We start from the raw sequence: 20780 nt of genomic DNA on the forward strand, positions 1-20780 counted from the left end.
TATCTGAAAATGATAATCTGTTTTAACAGCAGGTTAGGTTATTTGTAATGGGTATTTAGTGTAAAAACTCAATATTTTGCATCTCCCGCATGCAATCCAGATTGCATACTGCTCTGTATATCCGAAAACGCAAAATATCTTTGCATAATTTCACTTCAAACTAAAAATGCCCATAATTAAATCACGGGCATTTTTAGTTCAAAATTTAAAATATCTTCTGCAACAAATCCGGGTGATGCGCATGCAGTTTAATAATCAGTTCGCCAAATAGGGTATTGGCCCAGGCAAACCATTTGCGGGTAAAGTTGCTGGCATTATCCTTATGGAAACCTTCGTGCATAAAGCCCGTACCGGCATGGGTGTTTTTTAGCATGTGCAGGCATCGGGTTATCTCTAACTTATCTGTTGAAGTTAGCGCGCGCATGGTAATAGCCATTGGCCATATAAAATCCATCCCCACATGCGGACCACCAATACCTTCGGCAACTTTGCCTTTAAAAAAGTATGGGTTATCCAGGCTCAGCACAAAGCGGCGTGTGTTTTGGTACAAAGGATCGCTTATGGGTAACGAATCGAGGTACGGCAGGGCAAGCAGGCTTGGCACATTGCTATCATCCATCAACAATTGGTTACCAAAACCATCAACCTCAAAGGCCAGAATTTTACCATAAACCGGGTGATTTGCAACCGCATATTTTTTAAGAGCGGCCTCCACTTCGGCAGCAAGGGCTTTGCACGTTGCCGCTGTTTTGGCATCCTTGCCTATCACAGTAAACATTTCGGCCATTTGCCTCAAACTGGTTATCGCAAAGTAGTTAGATGGTACCAGGAAGGGGTAGATAGTTGCATCATCGGATGGCCGGAAGATACTGCAGATGAGCCCAACGGGTTTCACCGGGTTACCATAACCCTTGTTTGGCGCGGTATCACTGGCGGTTTCTGTTTTACGTTGAAAGTGGTACGGACCTTTGCCTGTTTTACGTTGCTGTACTTTAAAAGTATCCAGTATTGTTTTACCTGCTTTTTGCCAGGTTTCGTCAAAAAAGCTGGTATCGCCGCTTATTTTCCAATAGTTATAGGCTAAACGAACCGGGTAACAAAGGGAATCAATCTCCCATTTGCGTTCATGCAGTTCGGGCTTCATGTCGGTTACATCGCTGTCCCATTCACTGCCGGTGGGGCCTTCGTTAAAGGCATTGGCGTAAGGATCTATCAAAACGCATTTGGCCTGCCGGCTTAATACCCCTTGTATCACCTTTTTAAGGGCCGGATCGTTTTTTATCAGTGGTAAGTACGGCCAAACCTGTGCCGATGAATCGCGCATCCACATGGCAAAAATATCGCCGGTGATTACAAATGTATCGGGTTTTCCGTCTTTTTCTGAATAATTTACTGTTGTATCTAAAGTATTGGGGTAACAATTTTCAAAAAGCCAGGCTATTTCCGGGTCTTTTATATCGGCTTTAACTTTTTGTATAATGCTTTCAACAGCCTTGCTGGTGAATTTGCGGTCGGCAGGTTTTGGGCGACGGCTTTCAAATACAGGCGCAGTGCTGCCAAGCCAGGTTGGCATTGGTACAACGCCAAGGCCTAAACCAGCAGTTGCAACGCTGTTTAGTTTAATAAAATGTCTTCTGGTAATCATAAGCGGTTTTTAATAGTATGGTAAATGTAAAAATATAAAAGCCTTTGGTTATCCAAAAAAAATCGTGCTAAATTAATTTAGTAACGGTAATTTGTCCGTATTATAAATTAAGGCAACATTTAATAGGGTGACTTATCAGCCAGATACTTTTTAACAGACGTTCAATACATCGAATACATATAAAAAAGCGTACACCTCATCAGTCTGATTATCTTTTATCTCAAAATCCTTTATCCTTAATCCAAAAAAAGCTATTTTTCCCCCATGCATCACCCCGAAGACAATCCCTGGAAAATAACCTCCGAAAAAGCCATATATGATAACCCCTGGATAAACGTGACAGAGTACCAGGTGATCAATCCATCGGGCAACCCTGGTATTTACGGCAAGGTGCATTTTAAAAACCTGGCCATCGGCGTTTTACCGCTGGACGACGATTTGAACACCTACCTGGTGGGCCAATATCGTTTTGTACTGAACCAATACAGCTGGGAAATGCCCGAAGGCGGTGGCCCGGAAGGCACCGATCCGCTGGAATCTGCCAAACGCGAACTGCTGGAAGAAACCGGCCTGAAAGCCAGCCGATGGACCGAAATCCAGCGCCTGCACCTGAGTAACTCCGTATGTGACGAGCTTAGCATTTTATACATAGCCCGTGGCCTAGCCCAGTTTGAAGCCGAGCCGGAAGATACCGAGCAGCTGATTATAAAGAAGGTGCCCTTTGCCCAGGTATACCAGATGGTTTGCGATGGAGCGATTACTGACGCTATGACGGTTGCTGCGGTGCTAAAAGTGCAATTAATGATCACAGAAAACCAGATATAGACCCATAGGATTTCACAAAATAACCTAAATTTGCCTGTCGAATGAAAAAAATTTTAGGCTATTTCCTTACCCCGATAGCTACCGGGATGTTTTTACTGGTACTTATTATATTTCAACCTATCCAGTGGGTATGCTTTCGTTTTTTTGGTTATTCGGCACATAAAAGGTCGGTTGATATCCTGAACCTGTTCCTTTTGCGTTCGATATACCTGTTAGGGAATACGGTTACCTTTATCAATAAGCAAAACCTGCCGCTTGGGCGGCCTATCATTTTTCTGGCCAATCACCAGGGGCTGCTTGATATACCACCCCTCATCTGGTACCTGCGCAAATATCACGCAAAGTTTATATCAAAAATTGAGCTTACCAAGGGTATACCCTCTATATCCTATAACTTGAGGCATGGCGGCGGCGCTAATATTGACCGTAAAGACGGCCGGCAATCCATCGGCGAAATTGTAAAGCTGGCCCAGCGGATGAAGGAGAATAAATGGTCGGCAGTGATATTCCCGGAGGGTACCCGCTCAACCGATGGTACCGTAAAAACATTCCAGGTTGGCGGAATAGCCACCATACTAAAAAAATGCCCTGAAGCCCTGCTGGTACCCATCGCCATAAAAAACTCCTGGAAAATGATCCAATATGGGCAGTATCCACTCAATACTTTTACGGCAATGACCTGGGAGGTGCTTTCGCCAATTGAACCCGCGGGGCGGTCTGTTGAAGAGCTGGTGCTTGAGGCGGAGAATATGATTAGGGCACGATTACAGGAATAAAACCGATTACAGAATTGGGTAGGATTTACAGATTTTTGATGTGCAGATGATGTCCTTTCCTGTTGTTTCTACTTCATAAATAACTTTTCTCTTTTGTTCGGAATTTATCGAATTTCTGGAATTTTTATTTGTATTTGGGGAGCCGATAAATTCTAAAAAATCATTAATTTGATAAATTCAGGTTCAGACATCATCTGCACATAATCCTGTAAATTCTGCCCAATCCCTAAATCGTGTTAAAAAATCCCCTTATATGTTGATATTCAGCTAAATGTTAACAAATAAATTACAGTCAGTTTACGTTTATATGGAACCTTATCGCTTATTTTTATAGACCTATAAAGTGGGTCGGCTAAAATTAACTTAAAACAATTTTTATGACCTGGAGAAAGTTCAGCGGTGAGGTGATCCAATCGCCCATTATGGAAGAGGTTGAAAGGGCAATTGAACGCGAAGCCAACCTTGGTAACAAGCTTAAAGTATGTATCGGAACCGATTCGCAGGTTAAGGGCACCGTAACTGATTTTGCTACAGTTATTGTTTTTGTGCGCGAGCAACGCGGCGCTTTTATGTTTATTCACCAGGAGCGAACGTCGCAAAAAATGAGCATCAAGGAACGGATGCTGAGCGAGGTGCAAAAATCCATCGACATTGCTTACAAGCTTTGCGATCTGCTCGACCTGTATGATGTGGAACTGGAAGTACATGCCGACATTAATACCAACCCAATGTTTAAATCGAACCAGGCGCTGCACGAGGCAATGGGTTATATCCTGAGCATGGGCTTTGTTTTTAAGGCTAAACCCGAGGCTTTTGCAAGCTCCTACTGCGCCAATAAAATAGTGCAGTAAAAAGCGTAAAACACAAAGTGGTGTATTTATATTTGGTCTTTACTACAGACCGAAAAAACTATGTCGCCACTAATTGAAATTAACGATTCGGCTATCGCCGGCCCGAACACTATACTTATCGATGCCCGCGCCGGGAAAGATACCCATGACCGCTACCTCGCCGGCCACCTTAAAAATGCTGCTTATGTTGACCTGGATAGGGATCTGGCAGCCCCGGTTACCAATGCTGCTATCGGCGGCAGGCACCCTTTACCCGATATTATTGATTTTGCAGCCCTGCTGGGCAAATTAGGTATAACACCCGATAGTCATGTTGTTGTGTACGATGATAAGGCTGCGGCTTTTGGCGGCGCCCGTTTCTGGTGGATGCTGAAAGCTATTGGTCATCAAAATGTACAGGTATTGAATGGCGGCCTGCAAGCTGCTATAAACGCAGATATTGAACTAAGTACAGAAGAATATACACCAACAGCGGTTGATCCATATCCTGTAGCTGGTGGGTACCGGGGTACAGTTGTTATTGAAGAGGTGGGCGCTGCAGCACATGACCCGGGCCGGATTGTTATTGATGTACGTGAAAGCCCGCGTTATTTAGGCCAGACCGAACCGCTCGACCTGATAGCAGGCCACATCCCCGGTGCGTATAACCTGCCTTATATTACTAACCTTGATGTTGACGGTAAATATCTGCCTGCCGAGGCCCTGCGTAAAATTTATGATGAAGCGATTGCTAATGTAAATCATGAGGATATCATTGTTCACTGCGGATCGGGTGTTACGGCCTGCCATACGCTTTTGGGTATGGAATATGCAGGTATTAGCGGCCCTAAATTATATGTTGGCTCATGGAGTGAATGGTCAAGGCGCGATTTGCCAATTGGCACTACTGAGCGATAAAGTAAAACAAGTGGGTATTTAATTTATCGATCCGTCAGTGAAAACATACGTTTTAAAAGCCGAACAAAAGATACCCATCAGTTTGGACGAGGCCTGGGATTTTTTTTCGTCGCCGGTTAACCTGGCTAAGATAACGCCGCCCGGGATGGGTTTTTTGGTAACATCTGATTATGCCGCGGATGCAAAGGTGTACACCGGGATGATCATCACCTACAAGATATCGCCCCTGTTGGGCATCAAAATGAATTGGATGACCGAGATCACGCATGTTGCCGATAAACAGTACTTTGTGGATGAGCAACGCTTTGGTCCCTATGCAATGTGGCATCACCAGCACCATTTTAAAGAGATAAAAGGCGGTGTGCAGATGAACGATATTTTACATTATGCCATCCCATACGGTGTTATCGGGCAGATGGTCAATAGCGTTTATGTAGGGAAAGAGGTTAGCAAAATATTCGCCTTTAGGGAGAAGGCCATTGAGCAAATGTTTGGGGTTTATAAGGGATAATTATATTAAACAAGTCGTGCCGAAATAAATCCGGCACGACTTGTTTTAAATTACACCAACTCCATCAAAGCTTCTTTGCTAAAGCCTTTTAATTCATCTGTACGTTCTTCGCGGATTTTTTGTACCCAATGAGGGTCTGCCAATAGTGGGCGGCCAACAGCTACCAGGTCAAAATCACCACGGTCCATGCGGCGTAATAATTCATCTAATGAGCTTGGGTTTGAGCTTGCACCTGCAAAAGCGCTAAGGAATTCGCCATCAAGCCCAACCGAACCAACGGTGATAGTTGCTTTACCGGTTACCTTTTTTGCCCAGCCGGCAAAGTTCAGGTCCGACCCTTCAAAATCGGTTTCCCAGAAACGGCGTTGCGAGCAATGAAAAATATCTACACCGGCATCGGCCATAGGGTTTAACCATGCTTCCAGTTCCTGTGGTGTTTTAGCCAGTAGGTTATTATATTCGGCAGGTTTCCATTGTGATAGGCGGATGATAATGGCAAAATCATCACCAACCTGTTTCCTTACTTCTTTAATTACTTCAACCGCAAAACGGCTACGCTCGGCCAGGGTTTTACCACCGTATATATCGGTACGTTTGTTGGTAGCATCCCAAAAAAACTGGTCTATCAAATAACCATGGGCACCATGGATCTCTACGCAATCAAAACCTAACCTTTTGGCGTCGGCAGCTGCACGGCCAAACGCGGCAATGGTATCGGCAATATCAGCATCGGTCATGGTATTACCATTGTAATTGCCCGGCTTGTTTAAGCCAGATGGTCCTTCAAATGGCTGTGACGGAACCCAGCCCGAATGATGGTTGTCCATTATGCCCATGTGCCAGATTTGCGGCGCCATAGCGCCACCGGTGCCATGTACACCATCAATTACGTTTTGCCAGCCGGCCAATGCCTGTTCGCCATAAAAATGTGGTATGTTGGCATCGTTTGACGATGAAACGCGGTCAATTACAGTGCCTTCAGATAAAATTAAACCTACTTCGCCTTCGGCACGTTTGCGGTAATAAGCTGCAACGCCGTCAGTTGGTACTCCGTTTGGCGAAAATGAACGTGTCATAGGCGCCATTACTATCCGGTTTTTGATATTTAATGATTTCAGGCTAAACGGCCTGAACAAAGTGCTGTTAGTGCTCATTGTATATGTATTTAGATGGTAAATGCTTGTTTATAATTCTGATTCAACCAGTTTGCTCAGGGCTGCAAATGCTTCTTCATTGCGTTTGTAATAGGTCCATTGGCCAACGCGGGTAGCGGTAACCAGGCCGGTACGTTGCATGAGTGCTAAATATTCGGAAACGGTAGATTGGGTGAGCCCTGATTTATGCTGGATTTGTCCCACGCAAACCCCGTTTTCAAAACCGCCTTCCTGTTCGGGGAAACTTTTTTCGGGTTCCTTAAGCCATTGCAGTATTTGCAACCTGGCTTTGTTCGATAATGCTTTAAATATCTCCAACTGATCCATGGGACAAATATATATCGACTTTTCCCGATATTCCAATTAATAATGTAGAGATGACATTAGATTGATGAAGACTGTAAACTAATCACAGGATTAATCGCCCAAAAGGGTAAAGCTATTTCAGGACCTGGCAGCTGATTGACTGTTCCACCGGAACGGTGGAACGCACTGGAACGGTGTGGAACGCCTTGGTGTTGATTTTCAGTATTTTAAGTTTTGATAAAGTAGGGCCTGGAACACTTCTATGCTGATGGTCAGTGTGTTAAGTTTTTTAATAAAATGCAAAATTTTCAATAAAATCGTATTTTGAGGCGATCTTATACCGCTTAGGATAGTGTGTAAAATAGATAAATAGATCGTCATTGCTTCGTGCCTCATAATGACGTGATTGTAAAGTATTGACTGCCAGTGTTATTTTTTCAATGCAGCCTATGTCATTGCGAGGAACGAAGCAATCGCATAGTGGACCTGTACAGTTCGCGATTGCCGCGCTGCGCTCGCAATGACATGGTTGTTGTTGGGTTCTGAAATCAACCCGTCATTGCTGTTTTTTACAGGGATTACCCTGGATACTCACAATGACGACAGGATATGTATTTCACGGACCTATCAGGGCGCAATCAATCCTTAATTACCAAATAAACAAAGGAACCAGCCATATTGGCGATATATAATACGGATCATAATAGGGCTCGTAATATGTTATCGTTTCTTCTTCAACAACGGTAGTAGTGGTAGTGCCGCCGCCTCCGTTATTGCTGTTGCTATTTTGTTTTTCTTCTTCCTCCATCAGCCTTATCATCAGCTCCGATCCCTGGTTTATCATATCTACCATGGCATCTTTGCCCACGTCTTCGGGTTTTATGGCGGTATTACAAATTTCTTCTATTTCGTTCCAGGCATCATCTGCCATCAAATCATTTTGCCAGCCGGCCGCGGTTGTATCAAACTTGTTTTCGTTGATGAACGACATGAATACAATTTCTGCCGGATCTGCCTTTTTAAACATGGCTACTGCAATACGCAGGTCGTCAAACCGCTCGTCGTTGGTGAAATCAAACCAGGCGTCATCGGTATCAAAATCAAAATAGCTGTCAAAAGCAAACTCGCCTTTTTCAAGATCAACAAATGAAAAAACATCATAAACCTTCAGGTATTCGGTATAACGCTTCATAAAGGTATCAAACACACTCCGGCCCTTTGAACTAACCCGGTAGCCGGAACCCGAGGTAATAATATAGCCGTTGGCAACAAGTTCGGTAAATAAAGGCTGCAGCGCGGCATCGTCACCATGAGCGCTGCCGCTAAATTGGTGGTTGCCATTTATCATTTCGTTTAAAAGGACGATTGCCTTAAACGTTTTTTTATTATCGTCGGATAAAACGGTATTTTTTCTTAATTGGATAGCCATATCTATAGTTCAGAGCGGTTTTCTGTAAAATTTGTGAATAAAAATCTATAAAAATTTAGATATATGGAGATGATTTTACCGCCTGCGGCCAAATCCGCCGCGGCTGCGCCCAAAGCTTGATCTGCTGCCGTTTGATCTGCTGCCGCCAAATCCGCCGCTCCTTACCCTGCTGTTTGAATTGCGGGAACCGAACGATCTTTGCGACCGCGTGGGCTGACTTAAGCTGCTCCGGCTGCTGCTTCTTGACGACATTGCCGACGAGGTGGTTGGCCTGAAGGTGGTGTAAGTACGGGTGCGGGTATAATACGATGGATAGTACCCGTAATGGTACATAGGCATATAATAGCTATGCGGGCGTAAAAAGTAGCTTAATATCAGTACATCGGTTAACGAAAATGAGGAATGGTAATAGTTATTATATCCCGCATAGCTTGGGTTACCCTGTATACTCATATCGGCAGTATTGTTATTGTCCGTAGGGCCAACCTTGATACTGGCAACCGTTACCGATTCGGAATTGCTAACGTCATCAATTACCTTGAGGTTGTTATTATCGGCTTCCTGTACCTTCAGGTAATCAATATTGCCATCCTTATCCAGGTCCAGGTTGTTTATCTGGTTAGCAGGGTTATTAATAGCTTTCTCCAGCGTTTGCGGATCGGTGCTGGTTTTAACAAACTGGGCAAGCTTATTTACGTCGAAACCGGCAGTGGTGTTGTTTTCAATAGTTACATTATTTTGCTGTGGCTGCCTTTGGCTACACGCCGAAACCAGCAATACTAAACCTGTAAGCGCTATAAATATTTTTTTCATGCTGTTTTTTAATGATTTGCCGAACACGGCAGTTTTGTTGGTTATGGTTTGTGCCAGCCGGTTTTTTGTATTTAACTTTTTTGTTTAGTTAGATGTGGGGACATGGTGCTATGTTACAAAAAAAATATACTATTTGAAAGGGGATGGGAGTTACTCTTTTGTCTTATTTGGAATTTTAAAAAATGACGTTAATGATCAATGATAATGATACGCGTTTTTCTGTAAAATAGAAATGGCTTCATCTGCGAGATCATCAGTTAAGCCAACTGAAGGGCTTGTTAACACCAGGTTGTTTTTTATATTTTCGGGCAGATCATTTAACATTTTGTCATCGTCGATAATTACAAACACCTCGTTGGGTATATGTTTTTCCGTGTACCATTGCAATATTTCATCTTTACGACTTGTTTGCAAACTGTTGGTGGTCAACCGGTGTATTTTTTTAGGGTTGATTCCCCTTAATTTTAATAAATCCCGCCATTGCGATACATTATATTTCGTCTTATGCGAAGTGGTTAATAAAACAGCTGCATTTGTTTCCGACAGAATTCGCTGAAGTGCTTTTACAGACCTTGAATTAAACACAGGAAATCCATCAGCCAGAAACTCCGGTTTTTTCCAGGAGTTTGCAGGAACTAATACACCATCTATATCTAATAAAATCAACATGAGATAAATTTACAACTGATTGTTTATCTTAAAGTTATTTGATTTACAAATTCTATTTCCAGGTCGTTATACTTCGCGTCCAATTGATTTCCGCCTGCGCATTAGGTCACTAAATTTGGGCAACAGCAATTGCTAAAAGTACTATGTGCTGAATTATTTAACGTCAATTTCGACCCGGGCATCTAAGCGAAACCCATAAGTTTTATAAAACCATTTATTCTTCTCATTATCAATCACGGTAAAGTTTGGATGCTTTTTATTACAAGCAAACCCTTTTTTATACCTAAAAGCAGATAAATCATGGTTAGCATGGAGTAATTTCATAGTGTTTTCCAACTGTCCGACGGCATCGCCTAACCAACCACCTGTTCCTCTTTCTTTCAGTTCCACAAGGAATAAGGTGTTAACTGTCGTCAGCATTCCATCACAAGTACTTTCTTTGTCTTTTGTACCGGGCTTGTGTAAGATAATACAATTATCAATCGGCGTAAAAATAATTTCTGTTTCGTTTGGGTTATTGACCTTGGCTATCCATTGTTTATCATCGCCAGTGTCGCTATACGCTTTCTCGCTATTCTGATCATCGCAAAGTCCAAAGAGTTTATCCTTTCTTGATAGTTCATTGCATTTAGATCCTAAAAAGTCAGTACTCATTGTTCTTGTTGAAGTTCTAAAAGGGAATCAAATAGTTTGTTGCCCTCAGCCAGCGATTCATTTAAATAATTCCGGTCAGAAGGTATACCCTCATATTTGGGCAGATCGGTAATTGAACCACGTGCTTCATCAAGTTGATAAATACAAACATCATCAGCTTTAACAGTTGCATTTGCCGGTACAATATGCTCAAGTTTATTTTTTAAAGCGTCTGAATTAAGCGTTGCCAAAACTGATCCGGCTTCAATTGCTACACTTAAATAGTTAATAATATAAGGACTGTGGGTTGTTATTACCAGGCTGTTGTTGTCATTTTCTTTATTGATTCGCAATAGTGAATTAAGAATATGATGTTGCGATGTCGGAAATAAATTCTGTTCAGGTTCCTCTACTATATTAATGAAGGCTGAATATGTAGTTCTTGATGACAAGAATTCCAGCGAGTTCTTCTTCACCTCATCCGATAGATTTGGATTGGTAAGAATATCTTGTATTTGCTTTCTTATTCGCCGTTCTTGTTCAATACTAATCTCCTTCGTTGCATTGTCGCTCTCTTTATTAAGTGATTCTGCGAGATAACTACTTACTATAAATAATGGAACAAAGGACTGAAAGCCACTTGAAGCTTCAGAAAGTTTTATTTTATAATCCTCACCAACTATCCATGAAAGTTCATTCAGTTTCTGATATTCAAACTTAACTTTGTTGATAGGCAGTTCTACCTGGCCTTTTAAAGTGCCAACCGCATCTAAAAACTCATCTGAAAAAGTATAAAGTGTGCTTGGTAATCCTTTTAGCTTATTAACGTTCCTCACAGAACTAACAAAATTTCGCTCTGAGGGAACATACATAATCTTTGGAAAAACATAATCTTTTCCTTTAACTTTATGCACAAGTACCGCCTTGTTTTTATAACTGATATGATAAGCCCGTCCCTGGTATTCAATAATCGTATCATCATTAAAATAGCTATCTACATTCTGATAAGAAAAATGCCGCCTAAATAAACTTCCAGCCGTTAATTCCTTCTCACCAAAATCGCCTCTCACCAATGCTTTTTCAAGCCAAGTCATTGTGGAAATCACTTTTGCGACAGTACTTTTTCCAGATCCCTGATTGCCAATAAAAACAGTAACCTTGTTGATGGTCATCCAGCCACCATCGCTATGGTAACCAGCCCTGATCGGCCCAAAGTTTAAAACACGTATTTTATTCATTATTTCTTTTATACAATGCAAATTTACGCATTAGCTGTGAGCTGCGTAATTTAAATAACGCATAAAGATACCAAAATTTTCTACCCTCTTTAGCCCTTTAGTGCAGGTGTTGTGTGGCTGCCTGCGCGTTATGTCACTCGCGACTTTATTTACGAAATAATGACATATTATTATATTGCATCAGACATCATCTGCACATTTGAAATCTATAATCTGCACATCTGCATCACATCAGTAGCCTAAAATTCAAACGCCGCGTCACTATCCGGGTTATCCAGCTTGGTGCTTTTGCGCTGGCCGCTAACGGTTACGTGCAGCATATTGATCTGCTCGGCATGTTCGCTGAAAAGGATATCGTCATGAACATCAATTTTTTTTACTTTGCTGATGCCTTTCACTTCAAAATAAATCCAGGCGGCATCTTCCTGTATCTCGTAACCAACATAGCTTAAATTAAGCGCTTTGCTGTCGGCTTTAATGAGCAAATGCTTTTTAATGTAATCGTTAAGCATCTGGTTCATTTTGGCTTTATCCTTCGGGTGTACAATATCAACAGGCGTTTTGTATTGTTTTTCGATGGTGCGTTCCAGGTCGTCGTAAAAAATGCGGCAGCTTACCTCAACGCTTTGGTTTTTGGCATTGTGGTTAATGGTGGTAACGCTTACAAAAAAGGGGTGGAAAAAGCTAAACCAGCTTATGATGATCAACTGCAACATGAAACGCACGGGTATTTTATTTTCGACAAAAAACGTTATTTTTATTGGCAATTGCGAATTAGCTCAATGACTGACTTTTCATTATACTTCCAGTTGGGATGGCAACACATCTGCAACTGGGAGGGGTACGACCATATTTTATTTGTAACTGTACTATGCGGTACCTACCTGCTTGCCGACTGGCGCAAGGTGCTGGTATTGGTTACAGCATTCACTATTGGGCACTCTATTACGCTGGCCTTAAGCGTTTTAAACATCATTCACATCAATACTTCGCTTATTGAGTTCCTGATTCCGGTTACTATTGTTTTTACCAGTTTGGTTAATGTGCTCAATAAAAAACGCACAGCCAATACCATGCGGCTTAACTATTCTTTAGCCTTGTTTTTTGGGCTCATCCATGGCATGGGTTTCTCCAACTACCTTAAAAGTTTGTTAGGCAGCAGCAGTAATATTACCGCGCAGCTGTTCGCTTTTAACCTTGGGCTTGAGTTTGGGCAGGTTTTAATTGTAATATCTGCGTTACTTATCTCTTATTTGCTTATCAAATTTACCAAAACACCATGGCGCGACTGGACGCTGTTCCTCTCGTCGGCTATATTTGGAATTGCTTTTATAATGTGTATCGAACGTTTTTTTCTAATTAAATTCAGATGAATAAATTTTACCCGGCTCTATTTTCATGCCTGATGCTGGCCTCGGCATCATGGGCACAACACGACAACAACCCCGGCTCCAATCACGGTAACCGTTTTGAGCAGCTGGGCACCATGCTAAGTACGCCGAACGGTTATCGCTCGGCATCCGGCGCACCTGGTCCGCAATATTGGCAGCAAAAAGCCGATTACGACATCAACGCCACCCTTAACGATGATAAGCAGCGTTTGGATGGATCGGAAACGATAACCTATACCAACAACTCGCCCGATGCACTTACTTACCTGTGGCTGCAGCTTGATGAAAATCAACATAAAAAAGATGGGGAAGCTTCAAAAATGAATGAAAGCAAAATGCAGGGCAAAATGAGCATTCGCCAGTTGCAGGGCATCATGGGCACCGGGCTTGACCTGGGTAACCATATTGAAAGCGTAAAGGATGTTAATGGCCGTGCGCTTAGCTTTACCATTAACGAAACCATGATGCGCATTGAATTGCCGGTAGCTTTGCAGCATGGGCAAAAATTTAAGTTTAAGGTTAACTGGTGGTATAATATATCCGACAGGATGACCATCGGCGGTCGCGGCGGTTACGAATATTTTCCCGAGGACAACAATTACCTGTATACCATGACGCAATGGTACCCAAGGATGGCTGTTTACAGCGATTTCCAGGGATGGCAAAACAAACAGTTTATTGGCAGTGGCGAGTTTGCCTTAACCTTTGGCGATTTTAAAGTAAACCTTAACGTACCGGCCGATCATGTGGTGGGTGGTACCGGCCAGTGCTCAAACTACGCGCAAACATTAACTGCCGCCCAGCTAAAACGCTGGAACGCGGCGCAGTCTGCAACCTCGCCGGTTGAGGTAGTAAATTTAGACGAGGTAAAAAACACCATGAAAGGCCATGCAAGCGCCCGCAAAACATGGGCTTTCCATGCCGAAAACGTGCGCGATTTTGCATGGGTATCATCACGCCGGATAGTATGGGATGCCATGAGTACCCAGATAGAGGGCGGTAAAAAGGTAATGGCAATGTCGTACTATGGTCCCGAGGCTTACCCGCTTTACCGCAAATATTCAACCAAGGTTGTTGCGCATACCTTACGCGCCTATTCAAAACATACCATTCCTTATCCTTACCCGGTTGCTATTTCTGTTGAGGCCGCAAACGGCATGGAGTACCCGATGATCTGCTTTAACTTTGGCAGGGCAGAAAAAGATGGCACTTACAGCGAGGCTACCAAGAATGGGATGATAGGTGTTATCATCCACGAGGTTGGGCACAACTTTTTCCCGATGATCGTAAACTCCGATGAGCGCCAGTGGACCTGGATGGACGAAGGCCTGAACACCTTTTGCCAGTACATGGCCGAGCAGGAATGGGACCCTAAATTCCCTTCGTCGCGTGGTCCGGCTTACAAGATTGTGGATTACATGAAAATGCCAAAGAACCAGCTGGAGCCTATCATGACCAACTCCGAAAACATTATCATGTTTGGCCCTAATGCTTACGCTAAACCTGCAACAGCCTTAAACATACTGCGCGAAACCGTAATGGGCCGCGAGCTTTTTGATTATGCTTTTAAAACCTACGCCAAACGCTGGGCCTTTAAGCACCCAACACCGGAGGACCTGTTCCGTACCATGGAAGATGCCTCGGCTGTTGACCTTGACTGGTTTTGGCGCGGATGGTTTTACGGAACCGAACCGGTGGATGTATCATTGGATAGCGTAAAATATTACCGTTTAAATACCAAAAACCCGGCTGTTGAAGGCGCTACAGACCGCGCCGCATTTGATCATAACCTCGAGAATATCAGCACCACCCGCAACAAAGCAGCCGGAACCCGCTTTGCCGTGGAGGCCGATACCGCATTGCAGGATTTTTATACCAAATGGGATCGTTTTGCGGCAACGCCGATGACCACCAAGAGCTACCAGGATATGTACAGCGCCTTAACTCCCGAAGAGAAGAAACTGTACGATAGCAAAAGTTATTTTTATGAGCTTACCTTCAGCAACAAAGGCGGTCTGGTGAGCCCCATCATTATTGAGTGGACATATGCCGATGGTACCACGGAGATAGACAATATCCCGGCTTACATATGGCGTAAAAACGAATTTAAGGTGAGCAAGGTGTTTGCCAAAACCAAAGAGGTAAAATCAATCAGGCTCGACCCATACCGCCAAACGGCCGATATAGACGAAGCCAACAACAGCTGGCCAAGGGAATACAGCCCATCAAGGTTCGAGCTGTTTAAGCAACAAACACTGCCAAGAGGCTCAACACCGGGCAGTAACCCGATGCAGGATGCCAGGAAAACAAATTAATATTAAAAGCCCCCGATGTGATTGGGGGCTTTGCTATTAGTAATATAAGCCATGTCATTGCGAGGCACGAAGCAATCGCGAACTGTGCAGGTCCACCCAGTAAAGCTTGCGATCATTTCGTTTATATCCACGATGGATTGAATAAAAGTAGTTGCGTAATGTGCATTGGGGCGTTGCCTGCGGCCGGGCTCTATGCTCATACTACACAGGCCTTATCAGCCAGCCGGCTGACGGTATCCGCGCCGATCCCTAACGCAAAAATTGTCTGAACCGGGATTAAACAGATTTATCAGATTTTGGGATTTTGAGTCCGCATAGCGGACGGCCCATATATTAGCAACGGGTTTCAACCCGTTGACCCGGAATATCGCAAGCCAATAGTTCCATAGGAACGACCCATATATATGCGCCGAACCTACGGGTCTTTTTCAACAACCGATGAAATAGTTTACATTTGATTTTGAGGCATTATGGAAACAACAACCTTTACCTACACCAAAGTCCGGCCTATATTGGGTATAACGATTTTTAGCTGCTTTACCATTTGCTTCCTTGTTTTGGGCATTCTCAGTCATGAGATAAATATTTGGTTATTTCTTGGTCTTCCTGTTGTAGGTTCAATTTACGCAGTTATTTACATCATAAAATACCGCCTCGTTCCTGCCATCAGGAATTATCCCATACTTGAAGTTGACGCTGAAAAGCTGGTGTTTTATTTAACCGACCGTACCATTTATTGGAAAGACGTTGTCGAGATATCATGGTACTATTACCATGGAAGTTACCTATCTTTCGAAATGGTGGATGGGAGACGAAATTTAAAAGTTGGAGTTAGTTGGATTGCAGGCAGTAATGATGTAATTTACAATACTGTTCAAGAGTATTTCGGCCAATCGTTATTGGCGAAATAAAGTGCTCATGGATGAAGCATTTCAATACTAAAGCAAAACTACCTACAACTCATACGACGATTTCCTGCTAATCTCACTCACCAAATCCTTAATCAATTCTCGTCCGCTTTTCCAGCGCTTTAAGCGGTTGGCCTGTTGAATGCCCGGCCTGTCTTTAATTTCGAGATCCGGGTGGTAGTAATCCTGCATGATGGCTTTCATCGCGTTGTGGATATCATAGGTGCTTCCTGTTAACGTGAGTTCCGGGTTGTTTTTTACCAGGTCGGCCAGGGCATTGGCCATGCTGGTGGCGTAGTAGGGGCAGTCCCAATCATGGCGATAGGGGTTATCGCCCTTAATATTTACCTTTTGTAGCGGGTGCGAAAGATCTTCTACGATCTCCGATATCGCCTCGCCAAATACATGCGAATATTCTGTAATAAAATGATTCCACCAGCGCGGGTGATGGGGCAGTTCCTTGAGCAGGGTATCACAAACCATTACACGCCGGGGGAAATCGGGATTTGCCGGGTCCATGATCACCAGGGATGTTCCAAAATGCCCCTCTTCGGGCGAATGCCTGCTGTAGATCACAAAAAATTGCGGCTGTGTTTCACCCGCCTCATGCATGGCGGCTGTAAGCACTTTTACATCCTGTAAGCGCTCTTCCAAAAATCCACGTTTAAAAAGCACGTGTAGGTTGCCTGCTGATTTTGCCGTGCAGCGCTTACTGTTTTCGTCAAATACATTCCCGTTTGCCGGGCGGCTGCTAAAATGATTGCCGCTGTTATACCGGATTTGTTCTGATCCGGTGGGGTAGGTACTGATATCCGCGGTATCGCCCGCCTCAGTCTGCTTGTAAGGATGAACCGAGCGGAACGGAACATGCATCCGTTCGCTATCCATCCTGCGGGCAAGGTTATAAATCCGCTGTTCTGTGGGGGCCAGTAAGGGATCTCCGCTTACAGGGTCAAAATAAACAGCCCGTGCACGTCGGCCCAGGTGGCAGGCGATAGGACGATTTTTTAACAACCGCTGGATTGGATGCCGCGTATTCAAAAAGAAATCCCGCAAGGCATCATTGGCCAGGTACTCATCCAATGGCTGATCAAACTGGAGCAGCGTTTTATCCTCATGGTTATGCACCCATGCGCGCAAAAAATTGCGCACTTCCCACTCGAAGCTGCGGTTGGCAGCTTCTGCTATTTCTATAGTGTAGATGGGGTGTTTCATAAACTTCCTTGGGACAAGTAATATCGTAGAAAAAAATGTGATAAAAGTCAAACGATAATCATAATTAATACAAATGGGTAAATAGTTTTATCTGAATAATGATGGCGTTGCCTGCGGCCGGGCCATCCGTTCATACGCGCACAAAGCATTAGGCGCGGCCTGTGCGCAGTGCCATCGCGCGGCTGGTATCCACTGCTGTCCCTAACGCTTTTGTCTGAACCGGAATTAAACGAATTAAAGAATTAACAGAATTTAAAAGCAAATTCGACAAATTCTAAAAATTCGTTTAATTCCGGTTCAGATGAAATTCTGTACATTCTAAAATTCTGAAAATTCTGATTCAGACAAATGCATTAGCGATTGCAGCGGATACCTCCGTTAGCTAACGGATAAGGCCTTGTGCGCGTATGAGCGTAAAGCGCGGCCCGCAGGGAATGCCATTATTGGAGTATGGATTAAAGGATAAAGGAATAAGGACTTCATCTATTAAATAAATTCATCCTGCTTACATGGCTTTCACCTATCGCTAAATTATTTACCTTTGCCCCAATGAAATTCCTATGCTACATATCTGCCCTGGTTGTGCTGCTGCTTACGGCAAAGCCATGTTGTGCCGATAATGATTGTAGCATCAAAAACGCTGTTGCAAAAAACACCCCGGCCAAATCATCGCCCAAAGAGAAAGATTGCCAGGGTTGCTCGCCATTTTTTGCGTGCGGCTCATGTACCGGGTTTACCGTTACCAAAGCTATCGACCACACCTCGTTTTTATTGCCCGCAATACCCGTTAAGCATGTTATTGCTTATAACAGACCATATACCGAAGATGTTGCCCTTTCCATCTGGCAACCCCCGCAGATAAGTTAATACAAGCCACCATTACAGCTAAGCAGCTGGCCATTTTGTATTCTGTTAGCTTTAAGCTTTGTGCTTTCTGCTTTTAGCTTCAACATAACTAATTTCCATATTCATGAAAAAAATTATAGTGCTTTTTACGGCACTCTTATATACCACTATGGCGTATGCCCAGGATACGCTTAAAGCAATTATTAAAGACGCCAAAACTAACGAAACCCTGATTGGTGCAACGGCCATAATACAGGGGATTAATAAAGGGGCTACTACCGATGCTGCCGGTTTAATTACCTTAACAAATATACCCGCCGGCAAGCAGGTTATCCGCTTTAGTTATATAGGTTACGAAACCCGGCTGGATACTTTAACGTTCCCGGTTCAACAATCCTCTCCCGTGATAATTTTGCTCCAGGCTAAAGGCAGTGGCGAAGGTGAGGAGCTGGGCGAAGTTACCGTATCATCCACCCGCAGCAGCCGTACCATTGCCAATATTCCTACCCGGGTGGAGGTTATCTCGGGCGAGGAACTCGACGAAAAAGCCAACATGAAACCCGGCGATATCCGCATGCTGCTTGCCGAAAGTACAGGCATCCAAACGCAGCAAACCTCGGCAACCAGTAATAATTCCAGTATCCGGATCCAGGGGCTCGATGGTAAGTATACACAAATTATAAGGGACGGGTTCCCGCTGTACTCCGGCTTTTCGGGTGGCCTGGGCTTGCTGCAAATTGCCCCGCTCGATTTGAAACAGGTTGAAGTGATCAAAGGCTCATCCTCCACGTTGTATGGCGGCGGCGCTATTGCAGGCCTGGTTAACCTGGTATCCAAAACACCAACCGATCAAAGGCAACTCAACTTTCTGTTAAACGGTACTTCGGCATTGGGTTTGGATGCCAGCGGTTTCTATGCGCAGAAGTTTAAAAAAATGGGCGCAACTATATTTGCAGCCTATAATCATGGTGCCGCTTATGACCCGGCCAATATCGATTTAACCGCCATTCCAAAGTATAACAGGTTTACGTTTAACCCCAAATTGTTTTTTTACCTGGATGATAAAACCACCCTGGTAACCGGCATCAACAGCACTATAGAGAACCGTATTGGCGGCGACCTGCATTATATTGAGGGCGACGGCAACGCGCAACACAGTTATTATGAAAAAAATAAAACAGGCAGGTACAGCACACAGGTTGAGCTCGACCGCACTTTGAATGAACGGGAAAAGCTGGTATTTAAAAACAGTGTAAGTTATTTCGACAGGGCTATCAACCTGCCCGATTACCGCTTTTCGGGGATCCAGTTTTCAACTTATAGTGAAGCAACTTACTCCCGTACAAACGAAAGGTCTGACTGGGTTGCAGGATTAAACTATTTATCAGAAAACTTTGCCGAGGATAAAAATAGCGCCTTCCCGCTCAGGAGCTACAACTACAGCACCATAGGCGGTTTTGTGCAAAACACCTGGAATGCCACACAAAAGCTGACTGTTGAAAGCGGCTTACGCGGCGACTATCATAACCGGTACGGCTTTTTCTTCCTGCCCCGTTTGTCTGCTTTGCTGAAGATCAATTCGCATTTTTCAACCCGTTTAGGTGGTGGCCTGGGTTATAAAGCGCCTACTGTATTTACAGAGGATGCCGAACGCATCCAGTTTAGAAATGTATTGCCCGTTGACGTTAAAAACACCACTGCCGAACGGTCATACGGCGCCAGCTATGACCTGAATTACCGTACAGGTTTATTTGATGATAAGGTGAGTTTTAGCATTAATCAATTGTTTTTTTATACGCGGATAGAGAAGCCAATCCTGCTTGCATCGCTGCCCGATGGTAACCTCCAATACCAGCAACCCCGCGGCGACCTGAACACCAAAGGATTGGAAACTAATGTGAAGCTAACCTATGCCGATTTTAAACTGTTTATAGGTTATACGCTGGCCGATGTAACGCAGCACACCGGCAACAACATTGCAGCATATCCCTTAGTATCTAAACACAGGCTGAACAACGTACTGGTTTATGAAATAGAGAATAAGTTAAAGATAGGATTGGAAGCCTACTATTTTAGTCCGCAACGCTTAAATGACGGCACCACAGGCAGGGCTTACTGGACAACCGGGTTGATGGCCGAAAAGATCTGGGATCGGTTTTCCCTGTTCATCAATTTTGAAAACCTGACCGATACCCGGCAAACAAAGTTCGACGCCATTTATACCGGTAGCCTAACCAACCCGGTGTTTAAGGATATATATGCCCCTTTGGACGGCTTTGTTGTGAACGGGGGGATTAAGATTAAGCTGTAACCAGGCCCGCTCACTTCTGAGAGAGAATGATGTATATCGCATGGCGG

General features: G+C 43.8%; 20 protein-coding genes. 10 read left to right on the plus strand and 10 right to left on the minus strand.

Annotated features, from left to right (window positions below):
- Positions 1 to 205: 205 nt before the first annotated feature.
- Complete coding sequence (locus AC1DQW_RS03405) at positions 206 to 1645, minus strand: glycoside hydrolase family 125 protein (RefSeq protein ID WP_477452858.1); 1440 nt, start codon at positions 1643 to 1645, stop codon at positions 206 to 208.
- A gap of 264 nt (positions 1646 to 1909) precedes the next feature.
- On the opposite strand from AC1DQW_RS03405, the gene AC1DQW_RS03410 reads away from it, so the two are divergent.
- From AC1DQW_RS03410 to AC1DQW_RS03430, 5 genes are all read left to right on the plus strand, one after another.
- Entirely contained in the window at positions 1910 to 2470 is a 561-nt protein-coding gene (locus AC1DQW_RS03410; protein ID WP_477452859.1) for an NUDIX domain-containing protein, read from the plus strand.
- Positions 2471 to 2511: 41 nt separating this feature from the next.
- Entirely contained in the window at positions 2512 to 3246 is a 735-nt protein-coding gene (locus AC1DQW_RS03415) for a lysophospholipid acyltransferase family protein (RefSeq protein WP_477452860.1), read from the plus strand.
- 377 nt (positions 3247 to 3623) lie between these two features.
- Entirely contained in the window at positions 3624 to 4097 is a 474-nt protein-coding gene (locus AC1DQW_RS03420; RefSeq protein WP_295717807.1) for a ribonuclease H-like YkuK family protein, read from the plus strand.
- Between the two features lie 60 nt (positions 4098 to 4157).
- Positions 4158 to 4994, plus strand: coding sequence for a sulfurtransferase (locus tag AC1DQW_RS03425; protein WP_477452861.1), 837 nt, complete (start codon positions 4158 to 4160; stop codon positions 4992 to 4994).
- 37 nt (positions 4995 to 5031) lie between these two features.
- Positions 5032 to 5505, plus strand: a complete 474-nt coding sequence (locus AC1DQW_RS03430) for an SRPBCC family protein (RefSeq protein WP_477452862.1) — start codon at positions 5032 to 5034, stop codon at positions 5503 to 5505.
- Between the two features lie 50 nt (positions 5506 to 5555).
- Here AC1DQW_RS03430 and AC1DQW_RS03435 read toward each other — a convergent pair whose 3' ends face one another.
- From AC1DQW_RS03435 to AC1DQW_RS03470, 8 genes are all read right to left on the minus strand, one after another.
- Positions 5556 to 6659, minus strand: a complete 1104-nt coding sequence (locus AC1DQW_RS03435; protein WP_477452863.1) for an NADH:flavin oxidoreductase — start codon at positions 6657 to 6659, stop codon at positions 5556 to 5558.
- 30 nt (positions 6660 to 6689) lie between these two features.
- Complete coding sequence (locus tag AC1DQW_RS03440; protein ID WP_477452864.1) at positions 6690 to 6986, minus strand: ArsR/SmtB family transcription factor; 297 nt, start codon at positions 6984 to 6986, stop codon at positions 6690 to 6692.
- A 628-nt stretch (positions 6987 to 7614) separates the two neighbouring features.
- The gene (locus tag AC1DQW_RS03445) at positions 7615 to 8394 is read right to left on the minus strand and encodes a hypothetical protein (RefSeq protein ID WP_477452865.1); all 780 of its coding nucleotides are present in this window, start codon (positions 8392 to 8394) and stop codon (positions 7615 to 7617) included.
- 75 nt (positions 8395 to 8469) lie between these two features.
- A complete protein-coding gene (locus AC1DQW_RS03450; protein WP_477452866.1) occupies positions 8470 to 9207 on the minus strand; it encodes a hypothetical protein in 738 nt (245 codons plus the stop codon).
- Between the two features lie 195 nt (positions 9208 to 9402).
- Positions 9403 to 9876, minus strand: a complete 474-nt coding sequence (locus tag AC1DQW_RS03455) for an HAD domain-containing protein (protein WP_477452867.1) — start codon at positions 9874 to 9876, stop codon at positions 9403 to 9405.
- A gap of 153 nt (positions 9877 to 10029) precedes the next feature.
- On the minus strand, positions 10030 to 10530 hold the full coding sequence (locus tag AC1DQW_RS03460) for a hypothetical protein (RefSeq protein ID WP_477452868.1): 501 nt from the start codon (positions 10528 to 10530) through the stop codon (positions 10030 to 10032).
- Positions 10527 to 11747, minus strand: a complete 1221-nt coding sequence (locus tag AC1DQW_RS03465; RefSeq protein ID WP_477452869.1) for an ATP-binding protein — start codon at positions 11745 to 11747, stop codon at positions 10527 to 10529. The genes AC1DQW_RS03460 and AC1DQW_RS03465 overlap by 4 nt, the downstream gene beginning before the upstream one ends.
- A gap of 239 nt (positions 11748 to 11986) precedes the next feature.
- Positions 11987 to 12463: a DUF6702 family protein gene (locus AC1DQW_RS03470; protein WP_477452870.1), complete on the minus strand. Its 477-nt coding sequence runs from the start codon at positions 12461 to 12463 to the stop codon at positions 11987 to 11989.
- Positions 12464 to 12529: 66 nt separating this feature from the next.
- Between AC1DQW_RS03470 and AC1DQW_RS03475 the strand changes: the two genes are divergently transcribed.
- The 3 genes from AC1DQW_RS03475 to AC1DQW_RS03485 all read left to right on the plus strand — a co-directional run bounded on the left by AC1DQW_RS03475 (position 12530) and on the right by AC1DQW_RS03485 (position 16364).
- Positions 12530 to 13120: a HupE/UreJ family protein gene (locus AC1DQW_RS03475; protein ID WP_477452871.1), complete on the plus strand. Its 591-nt coding sequence runs from the start codon at positions 12530 to 12532 to the stop codon at positions 13118 to 13120.
- Positions 13117 to 15453, plus strand: coding sequence for a M1 family metallopeptidase (locus tag AC1DQW_RS03480; RefSeq protein ID WP_477452872.1), 2337 nt, complete (start codon positions 13117 to 13119; stop codon positions 15451 to 15453). The genes AC1DQW_RS03475 and AC1DQW_RS03480 overlap by 4 nt, the downstream gene beginning before the upstream one ends.
- A 470-nt stretch (positions 15454 to 15923) precedes the next feature.
- Entirely contained in the window at positions 15924 to 16364 is a 441-nt protein-coding gene (locus AC1DQW_RS03485; protein ID WP_477452873.1) for a hypothetical protein, read from the plus strand.
- Positions 16365 to 16406: 42 nt separating this feature from the next.
- On the opposite strand, the gene AC1DQW_RS03490 is transcribed toward AC1DQW_RS03485, so the two are convergent.
- Positions 16407 to 17576, minus strand: coding sequence for a hypothetical protein (locus AC1DQW_RS03490; protein ID WP_477452874.1), 1170 nt, complete (start codon positions 17574 to 17576; stop codon positions 16407 to 16409).
- Positions 17577 to 18125: 549 nt separating this feature from the next.
- Here AC1DQW_RS03490 and AC1DQW_RS03495 point away from each other — a divergent pair.
- Together AC1DQW_RS03495 and AC1DQW_RS03500 are read left to right on the plus strand one after the other, a co-directional pair.
- Complete coding sequence (locus AC1DQW_RS03495) at positions 18126 to 18443, plus strand: DUF6660 family protein (protein WP_477452875.1); 318 nt, start codon at positions 18126 to 18128, stop codon at positions 18441 to 18443.
- A gap of 103 nt (positions 18444 to 18546) precedes the next feature.
- Complete coding sequence (locus AC1DQW_RS03500) at positions 18547 to 20733, plus strand: TonB-dependent receptor (protein WP_477452876.1); 2187 nt, start codon at positions 18547 to 18549, stop codon at positions 20731 to 20733.
- Positions 20734 to 20780: the final 47 nt, after the last annotated feature.

It is taken from the genome of Mucilaginibacter sp. P5_A4 (assembly GCF_056400605.1).